Genomic DNA, 23,340 nt, shown 5'->3' with positions numbered 1-23,340 from the left:
CGTCCTGCGGAGACCGTCCGCGGTCGCGCCCTCCGCGCATCGACCATCCGCCGTCCTGAGGAACTTCGCATCATGCCCGCACGTCGCATCGCCCTGGCGGCCCTTGCGGTGCTGATCCTGCTGCTGGGCGGCGGGGTCGGTGCCGGCATCTGGAAGGGTGACTGGCATCCAGCACCGAAACTCGCCCTCGACCTCGAGGGCGGGACCCAGATCATCCTGCAGGCACAGTCCCGGGACGGCGCCGAGATCGACGCCGCCGCCATGGAGCAGGCACGGCAGATCATGAGCCAGCGCATCAATGCGATGGGCGTGGCGGAGACCGAGATCACCGTCCAGGGCGGGACCAACATCGTCATCGACGTCCCCGGTCAGGTCGACCAGGAGACCTCGGAGGCCATCCGGCAGACGGCCTCCATGTCGTTCCGTCCGGTCCTCGGCGTCGTCGCCCCCGAGGGTGTGGACGAGCCGGCGCCCTCCGACGGCGGCGGGAGCTCGGACGGCGGCGGCGAGTCCGCCGACGGCGAGGCCACCGCGCCGGAGGAGACCTCCGAGGCTCCGGCGGATCCGTCCCAGCACCGGTTCGACGGACTGCCCGGCACGGATCCCGCGATGGCCCCGTCCCCGGCCCCGTCCGCCGGCGAGCTGCCCTACCCGGCCTGGTCGCTGGACTGGCTCACCCCCGAGCTGCAGACCGATCTGATGACGGCGGACTGCGTGGACCCCGGCGCCCAGCAGGAGACGGTGACCGAGGCGCCGGCCGACGAGCCGGTGGTCGCCTGCGACCCGAACGGCACCGCGAAGTATCTGCTGGGCCCCGAGGTCGTCGCCGGCTCGGCGATCGAGAACTCCGGTGTCGCCTCCGACCTCACCCCGACCGGGCAGGCCACCGGCTACTACGTCGTGAACATGAGCTTCTCCGAGGAGGGGAGCCAGGGCTTCGCCGACCTGACCACGGCGCTCTACAACGGACAGGGCGCCACGGACGCCTTCGCCATCGTGCTGGACGGCCTGGTGATCTCCGCCCCGCAGGTGCAGGAGCCCTCCACCGGCGGTGAGGCCTCGATCTCCGGGAACTTCTCGCAGGAGGAGGCGAGCCAGCTCGCCGACCAGCTGCGGTTCGGTGCCCTGCCGCTCGAGTTCGAGGTCGCCTCGGAGCAGCAGGTCTCGGCGACCCTGGGCGCCGACCAGCTCGAGATGGGACTGATCGCCGGGCTCATCGGCCTGGCACTGGTGGTGCTGTACGCCTTCGCCCAGTACCGCCTGCTCGCGATGGTGACCACGTCGAGCCTGCTGATCATGGGCCTGCTCACCTACGGCACGCTCACCACGCTCTCGAACATCCCCGAGATCGGCTACCGGCTCTCCCTGGCCGGCGTGGTGGGCCTGATCGTCGCGATCGCCTTCACCGCCGATTCCTTCATCGTCTATTTCGAGCGGGTGCGGGACGAGATCCGTGAGGGGCGGGGGATCGTCGCGGCCGTCGACCACGGCTGGGACCGCGCCAAGCGCACCATCCTCGCCTCCGACGCCGTCAACCTCCTCGCCGCCGTGGTGCTGTACGCGCTGTCCACCGGCGGGGTGCGCGGTTTCGCCTTCGTGCTCGGCCTGACCACACTGCTGGACCTGCTGATCGTCTTCCTCTTCACCCACCCGCTGCTGCAGACCCTGGTGCGCAGCCGGTTCTTCGGCAAGGGGCACCCGTTCAGCGGCCTGGACCCGGCCCGGCTCGGTCGCCAGGTCCCCGCCTACGCCGGCCGCGGGCGGGTGCGCCCGGTCGCGGAGCGCGGCGGAGGCGGGACCGGGACCGCCCGCGACGAGCCCCGCGAGCCGATCGCCGTGCGGCGCGCGCGCCTGCAGCGCGAGGCCGCGGAGCGCGCTGCGGTCGGGGAGGGCACCTCGGGGGAGTCCGCGCCGGGGCACGAGTCGGGCCAGGACGGCCCCGCGACGCACAGGCCCTCTCCAGACAGCCCATCCGAGGACACCGAGGAGCAGAGCCGATGACCGCGACCTTCGCCCGCTTCGGGAATCAGCTCCATGACGGTCGTCGTACCGTCCCGATCGTCACCCGGCGCCGCACCTGGTATCTGTTCAGCCTCGTCCTGATCGTGCTGCTCGCGGTGTTCTCCGTGGTGCGGGGACCGAACTTCGGCATCGAGTTCACCGGCGGCTCCGAGTTCCAGGTCGCCGGGGTGGCCGATACCGAGCAGTCCTCGGCCCGTGAGGTGATCCGCGACCACCTGCCGGAGAACGAACCGAAGATCACGGTGCTGGGGCAGGACACCATGCGTGTGCAGACCGAGCACCTGGACTCGGGCGAGACGGCCGCCGTCGCCGCGGATCTCGCCGCGGCCTACGGGGTCTCCACCGATGCCGTCTCGAGCTCCTTCATCGGACCGGTGTGGAGCGGAGACGTCACCCAGAAGATGCTGCGCGGTGTGATCGTGTTCCTGGCGCTGGTCGCCGGGATGATGGCGCTGTACTTCCGCAACCTCAAGTCCTCTCTGGCCGCGATGGGCGCCCTGCTCCACGACATGCTGGTCACGGTGGGCGTGTATCTGGTGGTCGGCCTCGAGATCACCCCGGGCACCGTGATCGGTTTCCTCACCGTGATGGGGTACTCGCTCTACGACACCATCGTGGTCTTCGACAAGGTGCGCGAGAACACCGCCGGTCTGGCCCGCCAGACCCGCACCACCTATGCCGAGCAGGTGCAGAGGGCCGCCAACCAGACGCTCGTGCGCTCCATCAACACCTCGGTGGTGGCGCTGCTGCCGGTGGGCGCGATCCTGTTCATCGGCGCCTTCCTGCTCGGCGCCGGCACGCTCAAGGACATCTCGCTGGCCCTGTTCATCGGCATCATCGCCGGCACCTACTCCTCGGTCTTCCTGGCTCCGGGCTTCCTCGTGGACCTGCGCCGTCGCGATCCCGAGATCGCCGCGCACACCGAGAACGTGCTGCGAGCGCGGCACGGGGAGGACACGGAGCAGCTCGCACCCGCCGACGCTCTGGGCACAGCGGACGCCGCGGACGTCGAGGGCGAGGCCGGGGACGACCGCGAGGGGGCGACGGGGACGGACTCCGCGGAGCCGGCGGGACCTCCCGCCGCGGCACCCCCGCGGCGACAGCCGCGCCGCACCACCCGTCGCCGTCGCACCTCCGAGGGAGGAGGCCGGTGACCGCCGCGGCCGGGTCCGACGCCGCCCCCGGCGCCGCAGAGATCGACGCGCTGCTGAGCTCGCACATCTCCGAGCATCCCGATTTCCCGATCCCGGGCGTGCTGTTCCGGGACATCACCCCGCTGCTGCGCGACCCCGTCGCGCTGCGCACCGTGATCCGGCACTGGGCGACCCTGCTGCCCGAGGGCGTCGAGTATCTCGTCGGCACCGAGGCGCGCGGCTTCGTGCTCGGAGCCCCGCTGGCGTACGAGATCGGGGCCGGCTTCATCCCGGTGCGCAAGGCCGGGAAGCTCCCCGGCGCTCCCGCAGGGCTGACCTATGACCTGGAGTACGGCAGCGCGAGGATCGAGATCCCGCAGGACTCCTTCCCGGCCGGGGCGCGCGTCCTGCTGGTCGACGACCTGCTGGCGACCGGCGGCACCGCAGCGGCGACCCTCGAGCTGACCCGCCGGTTCGACGTCGAGGTGCTCGGCGCCACGTTCCTCATCGAGCTCGCGGCGCTCCGAGGACGCGATCGACTGGCGGGCACCGCGCTCTCGACCGTCTGGCGGATCGAGGGCTGATCCCGGCACCGGGTGCGGCGCACCACCTCGGGGCGGCGTCCGGACCAGTGGTGACCCGCGCGTAGACTGGCCCTCTCAGCCAGGAGGTGTGCATGCCGCAGGAGCCAGCATCCCCGCCCCCGAGGGCCTCCGTGCCGACGGGCGGCGAGCGCAGCGCGTCCGGAGCGTCGGACCTCTCGATGCCCCGGTCCCCGTCACCGCCCTCCCGCCGGAGCCGTTCGCGACGCTCCTTCTTCTCCTCACGTGCCGGCACCTCCGTCGACCCGCTGCTGGCCCCGCTGCTGGAGACCATCACGGCGGTCAGCCCGAAGGAGAACCCTGACCTCGTCCGTCGCGCGTACACCGTGGCGGAGCAGGCCCATCGCGGACAGACGCGCAAGAGCGGCGACCCCTACATCACCCATCCGGTGTCGGTCGCCATGATCCTCGCGGAGCTGGGTTCCCCGGCCGAGGTGGTCGCCGCCGCACTCCTGCACGACACGGTCGAGGACACCGACTATTCCCTCGAGCGGCTGCGCAGCGAGTTCGGCGAGGTGATCGCCGTGCTGGTGGACGGCGTGACGAAGCTCGACAAGGTCACCTACGGCGAGGCCGCGCAGGCGGAGACCGTCCGCAAGATGATCGTGGCGATGAGCCGCGACGTGCGGGTGCTGCTGATCAAGCTCGCCGACCGGCTGCACAACGCGCGCACCTGGAAGTACGTCCCGGCCGCCTCCGCGGAGCGGAAGGCGAAGGAGACCCTCGAGATCTACGCGCCGCTGGCGCACCGGCTGGGCCTGAACACCATGAAGTGGGAGCTCGAGGACCGCTCGTTCCAGGTGCTGTACCCGAAGGTCTACGAAGAGATCGTCTCCCTGGTCGCGCAGCACGCCCCGGCCCGGGAGCAGTACCTCGCCACCGTCTCCACCCAGATCAACGAGGACCTGCGGAAGGCGAAGATCAAGGCCGAGGTCACGGGCCGTCCCAAGCACTACTACTCGATCTACCAGAAGATGATCGTGCGCGGCCGGGACTTCTCCGACATCTACGACCTGGTCGGGGTGCGCGTGCTGGTGGACACCGTCCGCGATTGCTACGGCGTGCTCGGCACCCTGCACGCACGCTGGTCACCGGTCCAGGGACGGTTCAAGGACTACATCGCACTGCCGAAGTTCAACCTCTACCAGTCGCTGCACACCACGGTGATCGGCCCCACCGGCAAGCCGGTGGAGATCCAGATCCGCACCCGGGAGATGCACCGGCGGGCGGAGTACGGCGTCGCCGCGCACTGGAAGTACAAGGCGATGGCCGGCAGCCCGGGGGGCGGGGACGCCGCCGCGGGCAGTAACGACGCGGCCTGGCTCCGCCAGCTCATGGACTGGCAGAAGGAGACCACGGATTCGGGGGAGTTCCTGGACTCGCTGCGCTTCGAGATCAACACGCAGGAGGTGTACGTCTTCACTCCGAAGGGGGACGTGCTGGCCCTCCCGCAGGGAGCCACGCCGGTCGACTTCGCCTACTCCGTGCACACCGAAGTGGGGCACCGCACCATCGGGGCACGGGTCAACGGCCGCCTGGTCTCCCTCGAGTCGTCGCTGTCCACGGGGGACGTGGTCGAGGTCTTCACCTCGAAGTCCCCCGACGCGGGCCCCAGCAGGGACTGGCTGGGCTTCGTGCAGTCGCCGCGCGCACGCAGCAAGATCCGTCACTGGTTCTCGAAGGAGCGCCGGGGTGAGGCACTCGAGAAGGGCAAGGAGGAGCTCGCCAAGGCGCTGCGTCGGCAGGATCTGCCCATGCGCCGGCTGTTGACCCACGACACCCTCGCCACCGCCGCCGACGACCTGAACCTCCCCTCGGTCGATGCGCTGTACACCTCGATCGGCGAGGGGCACACCGGGGCGCAGCACGTGGTCGAGAAGCTGCGGGCCTCGTTCGGCGGAAGCGTCGGCGCAGAGGAGGACGTGGCCGAGATCACCATGCCCTCCCGGGTGCGGTCCCGGGCCGGACGCGAGGAGCGGCGCGCCTCGGAGACCGACCAGGGCGTCATCGTCGATGGCCACGCCGATCTGTGGGTCAAGCTCGCCAAGTGCTGCGCGCCGGTGCCGGGGGATCCCATCGTCGGCTTCATCACGCGCGGTTCGGGCATCTCGGTCCACCATGAGACCTGCACGAACGCGATCCAGCTGCAGGAGCAGCAGCCCGATCGCATGGTCGAGGTCTCCTGGTCCGGTCGTCACAGCGCCGCGTATCTCGTGCATATCAAGATCGAGGCGCTGGATCGTCCGCGTCTGCTCACCGATATCGCCCTGGTGATCTCCGAGCAGCAGGTGAATCTGCACTCCGCCTCCGCGCAGTCCAACAGTGATCGCCTCGCCACCAGCTTCTTCTCCTTCGAGCTGGCCGATCCCTCGCATCTGCAGTCCGTGCTCGCGCACGTACGGCGGATCGAGGGCGTCTACGACGTGTACCGGGTCACGGCCGACGGCAAGCCCGTGGGCGCTGCGGCCCCGCTGACGTCCCGCTGACCACCCAGCACCGCCTCCCATCTCTCCCGGGCGGACTGCACCCCGGGATGGCGATGCATCCGGTGCAGGCGCCGACGGACCTCGTCGACCTCGACGTGGCCGCTGTCGACCAGCCCCCTCAGCAGGGGAGTGGCCACCGCCGCCGGGGTGAAGCGCAGCAGGTCCATCGCCGTCCGCACCGGGATGGTGATCGGCGTGCCCCCGATCGTCTCGACCTCGTCGGGCCGCAGCCGTGCGGTGCGCAGCACGACCCCGGCGACCTCGCCCCGATGCGCTGGGGAGAGCAGCTCCGCCGGCGCCGGGGGCTCTCCGCCCAGCAGCACCCAGGCCGCGGAGGGGCCGGCGATCACATAGTGCGACTGCAGCCGAGCACCGAGCGCACAGCCGAGCGCGAGCGCCCGTCGGACGGCGCTCCGCAGCACGTCGGGCGGAACGTACCGCCCGGGGAGCAGACGCGTGAGATACCCCTCGGCGACCAGGACCCGGGTGGGTGGGGTCTCCTCCCAGTGCTGGAGGGCCGTGCCGATGGGGACCGCGAGCTCCGCCGCATGACGGGACCATGCCGCGCACAGCCCGATCGAGATCGGCGGTTCCGGACCGCTTCCGTGCCCGTCCGGGACCGCGGGCCCGATGCGGGCTGCCGGCCCGGGCCGGGCGGGGGCGAGGAGCGGTTCCATGCTCCGACTCTGGCCCGGCGGCGCCCCGAGAGCAACGCCCCCGCCGGTCGCTGTGGACAGACGGGGGCGGTGGAGGAACGGTCCCCGATCGGGAAGGTCCGTGGCGCGACCAGGTCAGCCGAGATCGCGCGCTGAGCGCTCGATCACCGCGAGCCACTCCTTGCGCGCTTCGAGCGCGGCCTCGGCCTCGGCGATCTTCGCCGGATCGCCGCCGGCCACGGCCCTGTCCAATGCGTGCTGGTACGAGGCGATCGCGGAATGCAGCTGCGAGGAGGCGCCCTCGACCCGTGCCTTGGTGCGCGGATCGGTGCGCCGCCATTCGTCCTGCTCGGCGTTCTTCACCGATCGCTCGACCGTGCGAAGGCGGTCATCGATCCGGCGCATGTCGCCGCGGGGGACCTTGCCCGCCTCCTCCCAGCGATCCTGCACCGAGCGCAGGGCCTGCTTCGCCTTCTCCAGATCCTGCGCAGGATCGATCGACTCGGCCTCGGACAGCAGCGTCTCCTTGGCCGCGAGATTCTCGCGCTGCTCGGCCTCGGTCTCGTGGAGGTCGGCGTTGCGGGCCTGGAAGAAGGTGTCCTGCGCGGCCTTGAACCGCTTCCACTGCGCGTCATCCTTCTTGCGTCGGCCGCGCGGGGCGTGACGCCATTCGTCCATCAGGTCCTTGTACGCCCGCACGGTGGGTCCCCAGTCGGTGGACTCCTGCATCGACTCCGCTCGGAGGATCAGCTGCTCCTTGACCTCTGCGGCCTCGGCGTGCTTGGCATCCAGCTGGGAGAAGAACTGCTTGCGCATCCGGTCGAAGGTCGCGCGGGCCGTCGAGAGCCGCTTCCACAGCGCCTCCTCGGTGGGGCGGTCCAGGGAGACGTCCTCGGTCTGCATCTGCTTCCAGGTGGGGACCATCTGACGCATGGTCTCGCCGGCGTTCTTCCACGAGATCTGCTCCGGATCGGTGGCCACCAGCGCTTCGATGGACTCCACGAACTCGGTGCGCCGACCGATCGCCTCCTCACGACCCTCGGCACGCTTGGCCTCGAGGTCCCGGATCTTCGCCTTGGCCAGCTCCCGCAGCTCGTTCGCGCGCGCCCGCAGAGCCGGGATGTCACCCACGACCTGCGGCTCCTTCATGTTCTTGCGCAGGTTCTCGAGCAGACGGTTCAGCTCGTTCTGGGTGTGCTCGGGGGCGTTGAGCGTGGTCTGCGTGAGGTCCAGGAAGGCGACCAGATCGAGATAGCCGCGGGCGAAGGGCTCCAGCGCCGCGTCACGGTCGCTCTCGGTGGTGGAGCCGATGGTCCGCACCTGGGTGCCGTCCTGCACCGTGACCGTGCCGTCCTCGGTGACCGTGCCGAAGGCCGCGGCGGCGGTGATCTGCTCCGGGTCGTACTCCGTGACCGGCGGTGCGACCGGGAGCAGAGCGGCGCTCGGCTTCTTCGCGGCCAGGGCGGCGGGGGTCGGGGCGGTGGGCCGGGGGCCGCGTGCCGCGGGCTTGGGAGCGGTCGGCACCGGGGCCGCCCGGTCCGTCTCGGGCGGTGCCGGCGTGTCCGGAGCGCTCGTCGGTCCCTCAGCGGCCGCCGACCCGGCGTCCGGCTCGGAGGCGACGGGCTGCTCGGCGGTATCGCTCGGCTCCGGCGGGACGGGCTGCTCGGCGGTATCGCTGGGCTCCGGCGGCACGGGCTGCTCTGCGGTATCGCTGGGCTCCGGCGGCACGGGCTGCTCGGCGGTGCCGGGCTGCTCCGTCGCAGCGGGCTGTTCCACCGCAGCGGGCTCGGTGCTGTCTGCCGGGGTCGCGGCGTCGGCGTCCACCGGGGAGGAGGCGGGGAGGGGGGTCTCGGACTCGCTCACGATTGAGCTCCTTCGAAAGGATCCGCTGCGGGGCGGGACACTGCCGCCGGGATCGGCGGTCGGGCGGGCAGGAGGCCGTCCCGTCGCGGGGGCGGACCACCTCACGGAACTCTACAGCGACACGCGCATGCGCGAGGACGCGTACCGCTGTCGGACCCCGCGCCGCACCGTCAGGGATAATGGTGCCCGGCATTCAGCCCGTGACCGAGAAGGAAGTGCACCGCATGGCGAAGATCGCCGCCCTGTCAGGATTCCCGGAGTGGCTCCCCGCGGAGCGTCTCGTCGAACAGCACGTGATCGACGTGTTCCGCGAGGTGGCCGAGCTGCACGGCTTCTCGGGCATCGAGACGCGCGCCGTCGAGCCGCTCGACCAGCTGCTGCGCAAAGGAGAGATCGACAAGGAGGTGTACGTCCTGCGCCGCCTCCATGCCGAGGAGGAGGGGGCGGACACCGCCCGTGAGGATCGCTCGCGCACCCTGGGACTGCACTTCGACCTCACGGTGCCGCTGGCGCGCTACGTGCTCGAGCACCAGAGCTCTCTGGCCTTCCCGCTGCGACGCTTCCAGATCCAGAAGGTGTGGCGCGGCGAGCGCCCCCAGGACGGCCGCTTCCGCGAGTTCTACCAGGCGGACCTCGACGTCATCGGTCAGGACACCCTTCCCGGGCACATCGAGGCCGAGGTCGCCGTGGTGATGGCAGACATCCTCCACCGGCTGCCGATGCCCCGATTCACTATCCACGCCAACACCCGCCGGCTCTCCGAGGGGTTCTTCCGGTCCATCGGTCTCGAGGACCAGTCGGCGGTGCTGCGCAGCCTGGACAAGCTGCCGAAGATCGGCGCCGCCGCGGTGCGGGACCTGCTCCTGACCGAGTCCGGGGCGAGCCCGGAGCAGGCACAGGCCTGCCTCGACTTCGCCTCGATCCGCACCGGGGATGCGTCCTTCGCGCAGCAGGTGCGTGATCTCGGCGGCAATGGCGAGATGGTCGAGCAGGGCATCGCCGAGCTGACTGCGGTCATCGAGCGCGTCGAGGCGGCCGTGCCCGGCGTGATCATGGCTGATCTCTCCATCGCCCGCGGCCTGGACTACTACACCGGCACCGTGTTCGAGACCTTCGTGTCCGGGCACGAATCGCTCGGCTCGATCTGCTCGGGCGGTCGCTATGACGCTCTGGCCGCCGACAACCGCCACACCTATCCCGGCGTCGGGCTGTCGATCGGCCTGTCGCGGCTGGTCTCGCGCCTGCTCTCGGCGGGCCTGGCCACGGCCAGCCGCTCCGTGCCCACCTGCGTGCTGGTCTCCGTCGCCGATGAGCAGCACCGCCACCTCAGCGACGCCGCCGCCCGGACGTTGCGCGGTCGGGGCATCCCCTGCGAGGTCGCCCCCAGCGCCGCCAAGTTCGGCAAACAGATCCGCTATGCGGATCGTCGAGGGATCCCGTTCCTCTGGTTCCCGGGGGTCGACGGCGCCGCCGACCAGGTCAAGGACATCCGCAGCGGCGAGCAGTCCGACGCCGACGCCGCGGCCTGGGAGCCGCCGGCCGAGGACCGGAGCGTGCGGATCCTCGCCGCCGACCAGGAGCGGTCCTCCGCGCAGGGCTGATATGTAGGTGTTTCTGTCAAGGGGGCGGAGTGAAGCGGGGGCATCCACTGGCCGGTGGGTGCCCCCGCTTCGGCGTTCGCGGGGTGCTTCTCGGGTGCCGCGTGTCTGGTCGACGCGTGGTCAGTCTGATATGCGCGGGTCGGGTGCCGCATGACGCTGTTTTCGGTGGGAGGGGCGGAGCTTGTCTGAGCTCGAGCGTGGCCCTGTTGCCGGGGCTGCTCACAGTCCAAGCGCTGGTCTCCTCCTCACGCTGCGTCCCGAGAGGCTCTGGATCGCCCGTGAACGCGGTCTATAGGGTTATTCCTCCATGGTGGCCAGGGACCAGCACCAGCCGGCCAGTTCGCGGGCGATCGCGGTATTCGCGATGGCGTGGCGTTTGCGGCGCGCTTCCAGCACCATCCAGCGGTGATGGAGACGTCGGTTCCCGCGGTCGGCGCGTTCGGCGATCACGGCCGGGACCTTCGCCCAGTCCTGTCGCAGGGTCTTGCCGGGGTAGTAGCCGGGTTTGTGGTGCCAGGCCGACTCGATCAGGAACCGGCGGGCGTGGGAGTTGCCGGTCTTGGTGATCCCGCCCAGAGACCTCGTCTGTCCAGAGGAGTGCTCGGAGGGGACCAGTCCGAGGTAGGCCGCGATCGTCGAGCCGGTGAACCGGTCCCAGTCCCCGATCTCCACCGCCAGACCGAACGCGGTCAGAGTGGAGATCCCTCGCAGGCAGGCCAGGCGGTGGGTGATCTCGGTGAATTCGCTGTCCTCGGCCAGGTTCAAGATCGTTACATCAAGGCGATCGCGGCGGGCGAGAGTGTGGGTGACGGCGTCGTAGGCGTCATCGAACGCGGCCACGGTCCCGGAACCATATTCGGCCAAGTGGTCACGGCGGATGGCCCGCAGCCAGGCGTCATGCTCCCGGCCCCAGGTCGTCTTGCCGGGGAAGACGTGACCGCGGCGCAGCACCAGCTTCCCGAGCCGGTGCCGGGCACTCATCAAGTCGCGGCGGGCATCGTCCCGGGAACGGACCAGATCTCGGGCGGACTCCTCCGCGAGCGTGGGGACCCGCACCGCGACGATGTCATCGTTGCGCGCCAGACGGGCCAGCAGCATCGCATCGCGCCGATCGGTCTTGACTCGCTCACCCGTTGGTCGCAACAGCTTCGACGGGGCCGCGACCTGGACGGAATGTCCAGCATCGAGCAGGAACCGGGCAAGCGTGAAGCCGGTGGGGCCGGCCTCGTAGGTGATCCGCAAGGGACCGTGGCCACGGGCGAGGTCCTCGACGAACTCGCTGATAGCGACCAGATCATTCGGCAGGGACTTCTCGATCACCTCGCCGGTGGAGCAGTCGATCGCAGCGGCATTGACGCTACGGGCATGGACATCCAATCCCAGGCTTGTAGTCTCGGTGAACACCAGGGCCTCCTATGAATGTGTGCACCCCGGCCGCCCATCGACCAGGGTGATCCACGAGTCTTCATAGCGAGGCCCTGGGCCACAAGACCCAGCCGGTAACCCCGCCACCCTCATAGCGTCTGAGGATCCCGCTCTGATGAGCTGGGTCACACCGCGGCATCGCGGGAATGATCCCGGATGCCGCGGCGTTCCACCGGTCATGGCTACGCATACCCTGACCACCGAGAACCACGACAAGACCGTCGAGGACGGCATCGTCCTGATCGACTTCTGGGCGGGCTGGTGCGTGCCGTGCCAGCGCTTCGCTCCCATCTTCGAGGAGTCCTCCGAGACCCACGAGGACGTCACCTTCGCCAAGGTCGACACCGAGGACCAGCAGGAGCTCGCGATGCGCTATGGCGTCACCTCGATCCCCACCCTGGTCGCCTACCGCGAGGGCATCCCGGTGTTCTCCCAGGCCGGTGCCCTCCCGCAGTCCGCGCTCGAGGACCTCATCGGCCAGGTGAAGAACCTGGACATGGAGGAGGTCCGCAAGGCCTACGCCGAGGCGCAGGAGCAGGAGCAGGAGAAGCAGCAGGGCTGATCCCACCGCCATGTGCAGCGCCCCCGCCACCGGAATCCGGTGACGGGGGCGTTCCTCGTCCAGCAGGCGCGGGGTGCTCAGCCCTCGCTGCGACGGAAGGGGCGACGCTTCGAGTCGAAGCGGCCGCCGCGGTCGTCGTGGTGGGGACGGTCATGACGACGGAACGGACGGTCGCCGTCCCGACGCGGACCCTTGCCGCCGCGCGGACCCTGATCGGGGCCGATCCGCAGCTCGCGGCCGCCGACCTTGGCCCGGGAGATCCGCTCCATCTGCTCGGAGGACAGCGCACCGCGGATCTGGACCAGGGCGAAGTTGGGGAAGATCTGGATCTTGCCGATGTCCTTGCCGTGCAGCCCGCCCTCGCCGGTGATCGCACCGACGATGCCCGGCGGCCGCGCGCCGTGGGTGTGACCCACACCGACCTTGTACGAGGTATAGCCGCGCTCGGTGGTCGGGGCGTCGCCGCGGTGGCCGCGCTCTGCATGACGGGCGTCACCGGAGAGCTTCGCCCCGGTGAACTCCTCCTCCTCGGAGGGGGCTCCGGGACCCTCGTCGCCCACGGACATCGCGCCCAGGGCGGCGGCGAGCTCCAGCGGATCCAGCTCGTGCTCGGTGACGAACTCGCCGATCAGCTCGCGGTACATCTCCAGGCGGCCCCGCTCGATGCGCTCGGGCAGCTTGGTCAGCTGCGCGGCCAGACGATGCTTGGACACATCGCGCGGCGAGGGGATGTCCGCCTCGGCGAGGGTCTGCTTGGTGGCGCGCTCGATGTTCTTCAGCGCCCGACGCTCGTGGGGGCCGATGAAGGTCAGCGCCTCGCCGGAGCGCCCGGCGCGGCCGGTCCGCCCGATGCGGTGCACGTAGGACTCCGCCTCCTTGGGCACGTCGAAGTTCACGACCAGACCGATCCGCTCGACGTCCAGGCCGCGGGCCGCGACATCGGTGGCGACCAGCACCTGCAGCGAACCGTCGCGCAGGCGCTCGACGATCTTCTCCCGCTCCTTCTGGGGCACATCGCCGCTGATCGATGCTGCGATCAGGCCTCGGGAGAGCAGGGCGGTGCCGACCTCCTCGGCGGCGGCGCGGGTGCGCACGAACACGATCGCGGCCTCCGCCGGAGAGGTCTGCAGCACCCGGGCCAGGGCTCCGGTCCGATGCCGGAACGGCACCACGGCGTAGGTCTGGGTCACGCTCTTGACGGTCGAGGACTGCGGGCTCACGCTCACCCGCACCGGGTCGTTCATATGGGTCTGGGCGACCCGCTGGATGGCCGAGGGCATGGTGGCGGAGAACAGCGCCACCTGTCGGCTGGCGGGGGAGTGGGAGAGGATCTCCTCGACGTCCTCCGCGAAGCCCATCCGCAGCATCTCGTCGGCCTCGTCCAGGACGGCGAAGCGGACGGTGTCCAGGCGCAGGTTCGTGCGGCGCATGTGGTCCATCACACGGCCGGGGGTGCCGACGACGACCTGGGCACCGCGGGCGAGGGCCCGCTCCTGCGGACCGTACGGTGACCCGCCGTAGAGGGCGACCACGTCGAGCCCGCCGATGGAGGTGGCGAAGGAGGCGATGGCGTCGGCCACCTGCATCGCCAGCTCGCGCGTCGGCGCGAGCACGAGGGCCTGCACCTCACGGCGCGAGGGATCGATCGCGGCCAGCAGCGGCAGGCCGAAGGCGGCGGTCTTGCCGGTGCCGGTCTGGGCGACGCCGATCACGTCGCGGCCCTCCAGCAGCGGCGGGATGGCCTGGGCCTGGATGGCCGAGGGGGTGGTGAAGCCGAGCTCATCGACGGCGCGGCGCAGGGGAGCCGGCAGCGCGATGTCGTCGAAGCTGGGGGCAGCGGGGACCTCCGGCTCGACCGGCGCGGCGGTCTCGGGCTGCGCGGCCTCCGGCTGCGCGGACTCCGCGGGTGCGGGAGCTGTCTGTGCGGTCTCGTCCCGGGTGGTGCCGGGCTCCGCGGCGACCTCGGCCGGCGCGGTGGTCTCGGGCTGCTCGGAGGCGGCGGAGTCGTGGGCAGGGGAAACGTCGGTCATGGTGTCCTTCGACAGTCAGGGGGTGAACAAGCCCTAACGTGTCGCAGGGCGTGAGTGCCCGTTCAACGGGCGTGGGCGCCCATACATCTCGCGCAGCGAGGACCGTGCGGTGGCACGATGCGGCTCGGGCGATCTCGGGCGAAAACAGACCTGCTGTCTCGCAGGTCGGACCGTGGTCGAGTCTACGGGCGGGAGGGCCCGAGCAACAGTGCCGCGGTGGCGAGATCGCTCACCCTGCGCGGTAAGGTGGCCACTCACGCCCTCGCGCGTGTCGGCCGCCGAGCGCCCCGGCTCTCGGGCGAGCCATGACCTGTCGACCCCATCAGAAGGACACCTCGTGCTGCGCACCCATACCGCCGGTGAGCTCCGCCAGGAGCACATCGGACAGACCGTCACCCTCACCGGCTGGATCGGCCGTCGCCGTGACCACGGCGGCGTGACGTTCCTCGATCTGCGCGACGCGAGCGGCGTCACCCAGGTGGTGGTGCGCGAGGACGAGGCGATGCACCTGCGCAACGAGTACGTGCTGAAGGTCGTCGGCACCGTCGGCCGTCGCCCCGCGGGCAACGAGAACCCGCAGCTGCCCACCGGCGACATCGAGGTCACCGCGAGCGAGGTCGAGGTGCTCAGCGTCTCGGCACCACTGCCCTTCCAGCTCGACGAGCACACGGAGGTGGGGGAGGAGGCGCGCCTGCGCTACCGCTACCTGGACCTGCGCCGGCAGGGCCCGGCAGCCGCGATGCGTCTGCGCTCCGAGGTCAACCGCGCCGCCCGCGACACCCTGCTGGACCAGGATTTCGTCGAGGTCGAGACCCCGACGCTGACCCGGTCCACACCGGAGGGCGCCCGTGACTTCCTGGTCCCGGCACGCCTGGCCCCCGGCTCCTGGTACGCGCTGCCGCAGTCCCCGCAGCTGTTCAAGCAGCTGCTGATGGTGGGCGGCATCGAGAAGTACTTCCAGCTCGCCCGCTGCTATCGCGACGAGGACTTCCGGGCCGATCGCCAGCCCGAGTTCACCCAGCTCGACGTCGAGATGAGCTTCGTGGACCAGGAGGACATCATCTCCTTGGCCGAGCAGATCCTCACCGCCGTGTGGGCCACGGGCGGTCACCCGATCACCACCCCCTTCCCGCGCCTGACCTACGCCGAGTCGATGCGCCGCTTCGGCTCCGACAAGCCCGATCTGCGCTTCGACCTCGAACTGGTCGAGATGACCGAGTACTTCCAGGACACCCCGTTCCGGGTGTTCCAGGCCCCGTACGTGGGAGCGGTCGTCATGGCCGGGGGCGCGTCCCAGCCCCGTCGCCGGCTCGACGCCTGGCAGGAGTGGGCCAAGCAGCGCGGCGCGAAGGGCCTGGCCTACGTGCTGGTGCAGGAGGACGGCACCCTCACCGGACCGGTCTCCAAGAACATCTCCGAGGCCGAGAAGGCCGGTCTGTGTGAGGCGACCGGTGCCTCCACCGGCGACTGCATCTTCTTCGCCGCCGGTGAGGCGAAGGCCTCGCGCGCCCTGCTCGGGGCGGCCCGCGGGGAGATCGCCGAGCGGCTCGGACTGATCGATCACCAGCAGTTCGCCTTCGTGTGGGTCGTCGACGCACCGATGTTCGAGCCCGCGGCCGATGCCCGTGCCGCCGGCGACGTGGCCGTGGGCGGTGGTGCCTGGACCGCCGTGCATCATGCCTTCACCTCACCGAAGCCCGAGTTCATGGACACCTTCGACACCGACCCCGGCGCGGCGCTGTCCTACGCCTACGACATCGTGTGCAACGGCAACGAGATCGGCGGCGGCTCGATCCGTATCCATGACCAGTCCGTGCAGCAGCGCGTGTTCCGCCTGATGGGCATCGGCGAGGAGGAGGCGCAGGAGAAGTTCGGCTTCCTGCTGGAGGCCTTCCAGTTCGGTGCCCCACCGCACGGCGGCATCGCCTTCGGCTGGGACCGGATCGTGGCCCTGCTCGCCGGGGAGGACTCGATCCGTGAGGTCATCGCCTTCCCCAAGACCGGCAACGGCTTCGACCCGCTGACCGCCGCTCCGGCGGCCATCACCCCGCAGCAGCGCAAGGAGGCCGGGGTCGACACCCCGCCTGCTCCGCGCGGACAGCAGGCGGAACCGGGCTCCGCCGGCACCGCACCGGACCAGGCACCGGGGGCCTGAACCGGGGTCTGCGCACAGAGGAACGGCCGACGCGGAGCTTCGCGTCGGCCGTTCTCGCGTCGGTGGCGGTGCCGCACCCGGGCGGTGGCGCCGAGGCAGAGCTGCCCGGTCGGCTCAGCGCGGCGCCTGGCCGTGCTTGATCTGCGCGCGGGGCAGACGGAAGCGACGGATCTGGATCGCCCGCATGATCCCGTAGCCCACCAGACCGCGCTGGACCGTGCCGAAGCGCTCGGTGACCAGGTGCCGGATCCGCTTGCGCAGGAACAGGCTGTCGACCACGCATACGGCGATCCCGCCCCACAGCACGATGATCATGCCGGTGCTCAACGTGGTGGTGAGCTCCGGACGGATCAGGGGCAGGACCAGCGAGATGACCATGAACACCAGCGCGACCGGGAAGAAGAGCTCCGCGATGTTCCAACGGGAGTCCACCAGATCCCGCACATAGCTGCGCTCAGGACCTCGGTGCTGAGGCGGCATCTTCTTCTCATCGCCGCTCATCAGGGCCTGCTGGGACTCCTGCCGTTCGCGGCTGGCCCGCTCCCGGTCCCGGCGACGTGCCTCCTTGCGGTCATCGACCACCAGGGGTCGACGGCGAGCCGCCTCGGCCTCCTTGCGGGTACGGGTGGGTCGTCCCTTCGAGCCGGGGCGCGCGGACTGCGGCTCGGGCTCGGGGCTTGGCGGGGGTTCGGACTTGCGGAAGATCACCGCAGCAGTCTAGGCGACGTCGGCTGTGCCCTCACCGAGCGGCCCGCGCGACCGGGCCCGGCCGGGCCCTGTCGCCGCCCGGCGGCGGTACCGTGACGGTCATGAGCACTTCTGATCCCTCATCCCGCACTGCTCGCACCGGTGGAGCCGAGGAGGTCGAGGCACTGCGCGCCCGGCTCGAGCCGCTGCTGCCGACCGCCGTCGAGGACCTCAAGGACCTCGTGCGCATCCCGTCGATCGCCTTCGACGGCTACGACCGCGAACCCGTGCGCCGCAGCGCCGAGGCGGTCGCCGAGCTGCTGCGCGGCGCCGGGATGGCCGAGGTGAGCATCGAGTCGGTCCAGGGAGGCAGCCCGGCGGTGATCGGACGGACCCCCGCCGCCGAGGGCCGGCCGACGGTGCTGCTGTACGCGCACCACGACGTCCAGCCCACCGGGGCCGTCGAGGACTGGTCCAGCGACCCCTTCGATCCTGTCGAACGGGACGGTCGGCTCTACGGCCGCGGCGCGGCGGACGACAAGGCCGGCGTGATGGCCCATGTCACCGCTCTGCGCCTGGTCGGCGAGGAGCTCGCCGCCGACGGCATCGGGGTGACGGTCTTCGTCGAGGGTGAGGAGGAGGCCGGCTCGCCGACCTTCCGTCCCTTCATCGAGACCTATCGGGACCGGCTCGAAGCCGATCTCATCATCGTCGCGGACTCCGCGAACTGGGCGGTGGGCACGCCCGCGCTGACCACCAGCCTGCGCGGTGTGGTGGATCTCGTGGTCGAGGTGCGGGCGCTGGATCATGCCGTCCACTCCGGGCTGTTCGGCGGGCCGGTGCTCGACGCGCTGACCCAGCTGTCCCGCCTGCTGGCCACCCTGCACGACGAGAACGGCGAGGTGGCCGTCGAGGGACTCGCCCGCGCCGAGGACCCGACCGTCGAGATGGACGAGGCCGACTTTCGGCGCGATGCCGGGGTGGTCGAGGGCGCGGAGCTCTCGGGCAGCGGTTCGCTGACCGCCCGACTGTGGACCCGTCCGGCGCTCTCCGTGATCGGCATCGACGCCCCGAGCGTGCGTGAGGCCTCCAACACGCTGGTGCCCGTCTCCCGGGCCAAGGTGTCCCTGCGGATCCCTCCGGGCGAGGACCCCGCCGCGGCGATGGCGGCCCTGGTCGCGCACCTGGAGAGCCATGCGCCGGCCACTGCACAGGTCACGATCCGCCGCGGCGAGCAGGGCAAGCCCTACCGCGCCCGCCAGGCAGCACCGGCGATGGACCTCGCCCGGGACGCCTTCGCACGTGCCTGGGGCACCCCCGCCGTGGACACCGGACTGGGCGGCTCCATCCCGTTCATCGCCGACCTGCTCGAGGTGTTCCCGCAGGCCGAGGTCCTCGTCACCGGGGTCGAGGACCCGGAGTCCCGGGCCCACGGCATCGATGAGTCGCTCCATCTGGGAGAGTTCGCGACGGTCTGCCTCGCCGAAGCGCTGCTGCTGCGCGGGGCAGGCGCTCTCGGTGGGGGACAGGCATGAGCCACCCCTCCCAGCGCCCGGGGCCCTCGCAGCGGTCGGGGAGCGGCGAGGGGAGCACCCCCATCTCGCCGCTGCTGGTCCCGATGCTGCTCGGCGGCATCGTGATCGGCTTCCTCGCCGGGTACTTCTTCGTGTGGTGGGGGCTCATCGCGGTGGCGGCGGTCCTGGTGGTCGCCGCGTCGCTGGTGCTCACGGGGCGCAGCCGCGACGGGGCCACGGGCGCGGTGGTCGGCGTGCTGCTCGGATATCTCGGGATCATCCTGGTGGCCCTGTTCCGCGGCGTGCTGTGACCCGCGGGCGCACCGGATCCCGGGGCACGACGGCTCGCCGGGACCTCCGCTCCCCGTTCCGGCTCGGCGGGGCGTATCCTGGCCGGACACGAGTTTCGAGGAGGACCTCATGACAACGCCCACCACCGAGCGTCCCGCCGCTGCGCATGGCGTCGACCTCACGCCCGGCGCCGCCCAGAAGGTGACCACTCTGCTGGAGCAGGAGGGTCGCGACGATCTGCGCCTGCGCATCGCCGTGCAGCCCGGTGGCTGCTCCGGCCTGATCTATCAGCTGTACTTCGACGAGCGCGTCATGGACAACGATCTGGTCGCGGACTTCGACGGGGTCGAGGTCGTCGTCGACAAGATGAGCAGCCCGTACCTCGCCGGTGCGGTGATCGACTTCGCCGACACCATCGAGAAGCAGGGCTTCACGATCGACAACCCCAATGCGGGCAGCTCCTGCGCCTGCGGGGACTCCTTCGGCTGAGCCGCATCGACCGGGGTGCCCATGCATGCTGCGACGGCTGCCGGTCAGGAGGTCAGGGTCCGACCCGGTGACGATCACGTCACCTGGCCGGGCCCTTTTCCGTGTGAGGCCGGTGACCTCGAGGTCACGGACCGATCACGGACGCCGAGGCGGCACGGATCGCGGCGAGTCGAGGTGGCCCCAGCACCTCCGGGAAGCCGTATGATGACGTTGTGCCGTCAAAGGGCGGGCCCCGTGCCCGCCAAGGTCCTTCCCCTGGGGAAGGGCGCGGCACTGTGGGCATGTCCCGCCCACATCAGTACCAGCTCCAGATCGCGGAGCCGGCCGAGTCAGAGCGCCCGGCCCGGTGCCGAGGTCCGGAGACGACGAGCGGAAGGTCATCCCCTGTGATCCCCCAGGTCCCCCAGCGCGCGCGACGCGGACGCCGCGCAGCGGCAGCAGGCCTCGCCCTGGCCACACTGGTCCTCGCCGGTTGCACCCAGGCGCAGCAGCGCGGGTACATGCCCGGCCCGGCCGATGGTCAGGAAGTCACCGACCGGACCGAACGGATCGCCAACATCTGGGTCGGCTCCTGGGTCGTCCTGGTCATCGTCGGCCTCATCATCTGGGGACTGACTCTCTGGTGCGCGATCGCCTACCGGCGTCGCAAGCACGACACCGGCTTCCCGGTCCAGCTGCGCTACCACGTCCCCCTCGAGCTGATGTTCACGCTCGTGCCGGTGGTCATGGTGCTGACCTTCTTCTACTTCACCCAGCGCGATACCCGTGAAGTCGAGATGCACGTGGCCGAGCCCGACTACACCGTCAACGTCGTGGCCAAGCAGTGGAGCTGGGACATCAACTACGTCGACGACGACGTCCACGAGCCCGCCGGCGTGCAGTCATTCGCCACCGGCGTGCCCGGCGCGGCCGAGTCGCTGCCCACGCTGTACCTGCCTGTCGGGCAGACCGTCGAGTTCCGCCTCGACTCCCGTGACGTCATCCACTCGTTCTGGGTCGTGGACTTCCTGTACAAGAAGGACATGATGCCGGGGCACACCAACACCTTCCAGGTCACCCCGACCCGCGAGGGCGTCTACGCCGGCAAGTGCGCGGAGCTGTGCGGCGAGTACCACTCCGACATGCTGTTCAACGTGGTCGTCGTCTCCCCGGAGGAGTTCGACGCGCACATGGAGGAACTGCGCGCCCAGGGGTACGAGGGTCAGCTCGGTGTGGATCTGAACCGTAACGACCAGGAGTGGGGCATGCGCGACAAGGTTGACGATGCCGGTCCTCGCTACTCCGAGGAGACGGCCGCCGCTGGCACCGAGGGAGAGAACGAGTGAGCACCGAGACCACCGCAGCGCCGAGCACCTCGGCGCCGACACGGTTCCAGGAGGAGCGGCCGACGAGCCTCGGCCGGCACTTCTTCAATCTTCTGACCACCACCGATCACAAGCTGATCGGCATGATGTACATGGGCATGGCGTTCACGTTCTTCGCGTTCGGCGGCCTGCTCGCGCTCGGCATCCGGGCAGAGCTGTGGGAGCCGGGACTGCAGGTCGTGGTCTCCAAGGACCAGTACAACCAGCTGTTCACCATGCACGGCACGATCATGCTGCTGATGTTCGGCACGCCGCTGTTCAACGGTTTCGCGAACTACCTGGTGCCGCTGCAGATCGGCGCTGTGGACATGGCCTTCCCGCGCCTGAACATGTTCGCCTTCTGGATCACGCTGTTCGGCTCGATCATCGTCGTCTCCGGGTTCCTGACTCCCATGGGTGCGGCCTCCTTCGGCTGGTTCGCCTACGCGCCGTTGTCGGACACCACCTTCTCCCCCGGCCTGGGAGGTGATCTCTGGGTCTTCGGCCTGGCCTTACAGGGCTTCGGCACGATCCTGGGCTCGGTCAACTTCATCACCACCATCCTCTGCCTGCGCATGCCCGGCATGACCATGTTCCGCATGCCGATCTTCACCTGGAACGCACTGATCACGGCCGTGCTGGTGCTGATGGCATTCCCGCCGCTGGCCTCCGCACTGCTGGCGCTGGGCGCGGATCGACGCTTCGAGGCGAACATCTTCGACGCCGCCAACGGCGGACCGGTCCTGTGGCAGCACCTGTTCTGGTTCTTCGGCCACCCCGAGGTCTACATCCTCGCCCTGCCGTTCTTCGGCATCGCCACCGAGATCATCCCGGTGTTCTCCCGCAAGCCGATCTTCGGGTACAAGACGCTGGTCGGCGCGACGATCGCCATCGCCGCTCTCTCCGTGACCGTGTGGGCGCACCACATGTACACCACCGGTGCGGTGATGCTGGACTTCTTCGCCTTCATGACGATGCTCATCGCCGTGCCGACGGGCGTGAAGTTCTTCAACTGGATCGGCACCATGTGGCGCGGCTCGTTGACCTTCGAGACGCCGATGCTGTTCACCCTCGGCTTCCTCACCACCTTCATCTTCGGTGGTCTGACGGGAGTCATCCTCTCCTCCCCGGTGCTGGACTTCATCGTCTCCGACACCTATTTCGTGGTCGCCCACTTCCACTACGTGATGGCGGCGACCGTGATGTTCGAGATGTTCGCGGGCTTCTACTTCTGGTGGCCCAAGATGTTCGGCTACCGGCTCAGCGAGGGGCTCGGCAAGGTCCACTTCTGGTTGATGACCGTCGGCTTCCACATGACGTTCCTGATCCAGCACTGGCTGGGCGTTGCCGGCGCACCTCGTCGCTACGTCAACTACCTGGCGGAGGACGGCTTCGACTGGATGAACCAGATCTCCACCGTCGGCGCGTTCCTCATGGGCGTCTCCACGCTGCCGTTCCTGCTGAACGTGGTGCTCACGCACCTCAAGGGTGTCAAGGTCGAGGTCGACGATCCGTGGGGCTATGGGGCGTCCCTCGAGTGGGCGACCTCCTGCCCGCCGCCGCGCCACAACTTCCACTCGCTGCCCCGCGTCCGGTCCGAGCGTCCCGCCTTCGATCTGCATCACCCGGAGGTCGCGCTGCAGGATCACATGCTCGCGGAAGAGCCCGCCCTGAACCCGAGGACGAACTGACATGAGAGCAAGCGCAAAGATCTTCTGGATCCTGGGAGCCTTCTTCCTGGTCGTGGCGATCGCCTACGGGTTCGTCACCTATCGCTACGAACCGCTCGGCATCGAGACCGTCGGGTTCCCGGCCGTCCTGGCCCTGGCCGGGCTCGGCTTCATGATCGCGATGACCCTCACGATCGCCTCCCGCAAGCATGAGCTCGACGCCTCGGACGATCTGGACGGCGAGGTCTCCGCCAACTCCGGCGTGCAGGGCAGCTTCTCGCCCTACAGCTGGGCGCCGCTCTGGGTCGCCATCGGTGCTGCGCTGTGCTTCCTCGGCGTGGCCGCCGGCTGGTGGATCTTCGCCTTCGGCGTCATCTTCGCCATCTATGGAGTGCTCCTGTGGGTCCTGGAGTTCTCCTCCGGCCAGCACGCGCACTGAGCTGACAGCGGCGGCTCCCCGGGAGTCCGTCAGGCAGCGCAGGCCCCGCATCGTTCGATGCGGGGCCTTCTGCTGTCCGTGCGCCGACTCGATCCGGCGACCGCGGAACCGGTGAGGGCGACCCGATGGCGTGCGTCCGCCGGCTGGCGGGGGAGCTCGGGCGACGGGTACCGGTTCCCGATGTCGGCGACAAGGCGTCAATCGTCTGTATCTCGGATGACACCCGATATATGCAGTCCCTCGAGAACGAGGCGCCGATGAACGCGCCCGTACCCGGGGTTCGCGCAGAGAGCGGCTGCCGGGCCCGGCGACAGCCTGCCGTCCGGTGCTAGCGTGACGCCCAGCAGCTGCGGACCCGGCGGAGAGGACTCC

At 70.1% G+C, this 23,340-nt stretch carries 18 protein-coding genes; 13 read left to right on the top strand and 5 right to left on the bottom strand.

Translation table 11 applies throughout. The features are described 5' to 3' along the window. Positions 1 to 72: 72 nt before the first annotated feature. The 4 genes from secD to CFK38_RS12590 all read left to right on the top strand — a co-directional run bounded on the left by secD (position 73) and on the right by CFK38_RS12590 (position 6,243). Positions 73 to 2,001, top strand: a complete 1,929-nt coding sequence (gene secD, locus CFK38_RS12605) for a protein translocase subunit SecD (RefSeq protein ID WP_096803387.1) — start codon at positions 73 to 75, stop codon at positions 1,999 to 2,001. Beyond that, entirely contained in the window at positions 1,998 to 3,176 is a 1,179-nt protein-coding gene (gene secF / locus CFK38_RS12600) for a protein translocase subunit SecF (protein WP_096803386.1), read from the top strand. The genes secD and secF overlap by 4 nt, the downstream gene beginning before the upstream one ends. Continuing rightward, positions 3,173 to 3,739 carry an adenine phosphoribosyltransferase gene (locus CFK38_RS12595; protein WP_096803385.1) on the top strand — a complete coding sequence of 189 codons (567 nt, stop codon included), beginning with the start codon at positions 3,173 to 3,175 and terminating at the stop codon, positions 3,737 to 3,739. The genes secF and CFK38_RS12595 overlap by 4 nt, the downstream gene beginning before the upstream one ends. Before the next feature lie 92 nt (positions 3,740 to 3,831). Continuing rightward, entirely contained in the window at positions 3,832 to 6,243 is a 2,412-nt protein-coding gene (locus tag CFK38_RS12590; protein WP_096803384.1) for a RelA/SpoT family protein, read from the top strand. On the opposite strand, the gene CFK38_RS12585 is transcribed toward CFK38_RS12590, so the two are convergent. Beyond that, on the bottom strand, positions 6,174 to 6,920 hold the full coding sequence (locus CFK38_RS12585; RefSeq protein WP_245851038.1) for a hypothetical protein: 747 nt from the start codon (positions 6,918 to 6,920) through the stop codon (positions 6,174 to 6,176). The genes CFK38_RS12590 and CFK38_RS12585 overlap by 70 nt on opposite strands. A gap of 114 nt (positions 6,921 to 7,034) precedes the next feature. Further along, positions 7,035 to 8,762, bottom strand: a complete 1,728-nt coding sequence (locus CFK38_RS12580; protein WP_245851036.1) for a DUF349 domain-containing protein — start codon at positions 8,760 to 8,762, stop codon at positions 7,035 to 7,037. A gap of 224 nt (positions 8,763 to 8,986) precedes the next feature. Here CFK38_RS12580 and hisS point away from each other — a divergent pair, with 224 nt between their 5' ends. Further along, the gene (gene hisS, locus CFK38_RS12575) at positions 8,987 to 10,363 is read left to right on the top strand and encodes a histidine--tRNA ligase (RefSeq protein WP_096803383.1); all 1,377 of its coding nucleotides are present in this window, start codon (positions 8,987 to 8,989) and stop codon (positions 10,361 to 10,363) included. Positions 10,364 to 10,660: 297 nt separating this feature from the next. Here hisS and CFK38_RS12570 read toward each other — a convergent pair whose 3' ends face one another. Next, the gene (locus CFK38_RS12570) at positions 10,661 to 11,767 is read right to left on the bottom strand and encodes an IS110 family RNA-guided transposase (RefSeq protein WP_096802321.1); all 1,107 of its coding nucleotides are present in this window, start codon (positions 11,765 to 11,767) and stop codon (positions 10,661 to 10,663) included. Positions 11,768 to 11,966: 199 nt separating this feature from the next. On the opposite strand from CFK38_RS12570, the gene trxA reads away from it, so the two are divergent. Then, positions 11,967 to 12,350: a thioredoxin gene (gene trxA, locus CFK38_RS12565; protein ID WP_096803382.1), complete on the top strand. Its 384-nt coding sequence runs from the start codon at positions 11,967 to 11,969 to the stop codon at positions 12,348 to 12,350. Between the two features lie 77 nt (positions 12,351 to 12,427). Here the strand turns inward: trxA and CFK38_RS12560 are convergent, their stop codons facing one another. Then, positions 12,428 to 14,380 (bottom strand): DEAD/DEAH box helicase, encoded by a 1,953-nt coding sequence (locus CFK38_RS12560; RefSeq protein ID WP_096803381.1) that lies wholly within the window; start codon positions 14,378 to 14,380, stop codon positions 12,428 to 12,430. A 337-nt stretch (positions 14,381 to 14,717) separates the two neighbouring features. On the opposite strand from CFK38_RS12560, the gene aspS reads away from it, so the two are divergent. Then, complete coding sequence (gene aspS / locus CFK38_RS12555; protein ID WP_096803380.1) at positions 14,718 to 16,535, top strand: aspartate--tRNA ligase; 1,818 nt, start codon at positions 14,718 to 14,720, stop codon at positions 16,533 to 16,535. Between the two features lie 114 nt (positions 16,536 to 16,649). Here aspS and CFK38_RS12550 read toward each other — a convergent pair whose 3' ends face one another. Continuing rightward, complete coding sequence (locus CFK38_RS12550; RefSeq protein WP_096803379.1) at positions 16,650 to 17,243, bottom strand: DUF3043 domain-containing protein; 594 nt, start codon at positions 17,241 to 17,243, stop codon at positions 16,650 to 16,652. A gap of 101 nt (positions 17,244 to 17,344) precedes the next feature. On the opposite strand from CFK38_RS12550, the gene CFK38_RS12545 reads away from it, so the two are divergent. The 6 genes from CFK38_RS12545 to ctaF all read left to right on the top strand — a co-directional run bounded on the left by CFK38_RS12545 (position 17,345) and on the right by ctaF (position 22,968). Next, positions 17,345 to 18,757 carry a dipeptidase gene (locus CFK38_RS12545; protein ID WP_096803378.1) on the top strand — a complete coding sequence of 471 codons (1,413 nt, stop codon included), beginning with the start codon at positions 17,345 to 17,347 and terminating at the stop codon, positions 18,755 to 18,757. Continuing rightward, positions 18,754 to 19,047, top strand: a complete 294-nt coding sequence (locus tag CFK38_RS12540) for a hypothetical protein (protein WP_096803377.1) — start codon at positions 18,754 to 18,756, stop codon at positions 19,045 to 19,047. The genes CFK38_RS12545 and CFK38_RS12540 overlap by 4 nt, the downstream gene beginning before the upstream one ends. A 109-nt stretch (positions 19,048 to 19,156) precedes the next feature. Then, on the top strand, positions 19,157 to 19,516 hold the full coding sequence (locus tag CFK38_RS12535; RefSeq protein WP_096803376.1) for a HesB/IscA family protein: 360 nt from the start codon (positions 19,157 to 19,159) through the stop codon (positions 19,514 to 19,516). A gap of 386 nt (positions 19,517 to 19,902) precedes the next feature. After that, complete coding sequence (gene ctaC, locus CFK38_RS12530; RefSeq protein WP_096803375.1) at positions 19,903 to 20,841, top strand: aa3-type cytochrome oxidase subunit II; 939 nt, start codon at positions 19,903 to 19,905, stop codon at positions 20,839 to 20,841. Further along, complete coding sequence (gene ctaD / locus CFK38_RS12525; protein ID WP_096803374.1) at positions 20,838 to 22,550, top strand: aa3-type cytochrome oxidase subunit I; 1,713 nt, start codon at positions 20,838 to 20,840, stop codon at positions 22,548 to 22,550. The genes ctaC and ctaD overlap by 4 nt, the downstream gene beginning before the upstream one ends. Position 22,551: 1 nt before the next feature. Continuing rightward, entirely contained in the window at positions 22,552 to 22,968 is a 417-nt protein-coding gene (gene ctaF, locus CFK38_RS12520) for an aa3-type cytochrome oxidase subunit IV (protein ID WP_096803373.1), read from the top strand. Positions 22,969 to 23,340 lie beyond the last annotated feature (372 nt).

It is taken from the genome of Brachybacterium vulturis, from assembly GCF_002407185.1.
In the GTDB taxonomy this organism is placed as follows: Bacteria; Actinomycetota; Actinomycetes; order Actinomycetales; family Dermabacteraceae; genus Brachybacterium; species Brachybacterium vulturis.
Note: the sequence above shows the minus strand (reverse complement) of the source record. Positions and strands in the feature narration are given on the sequence as shown.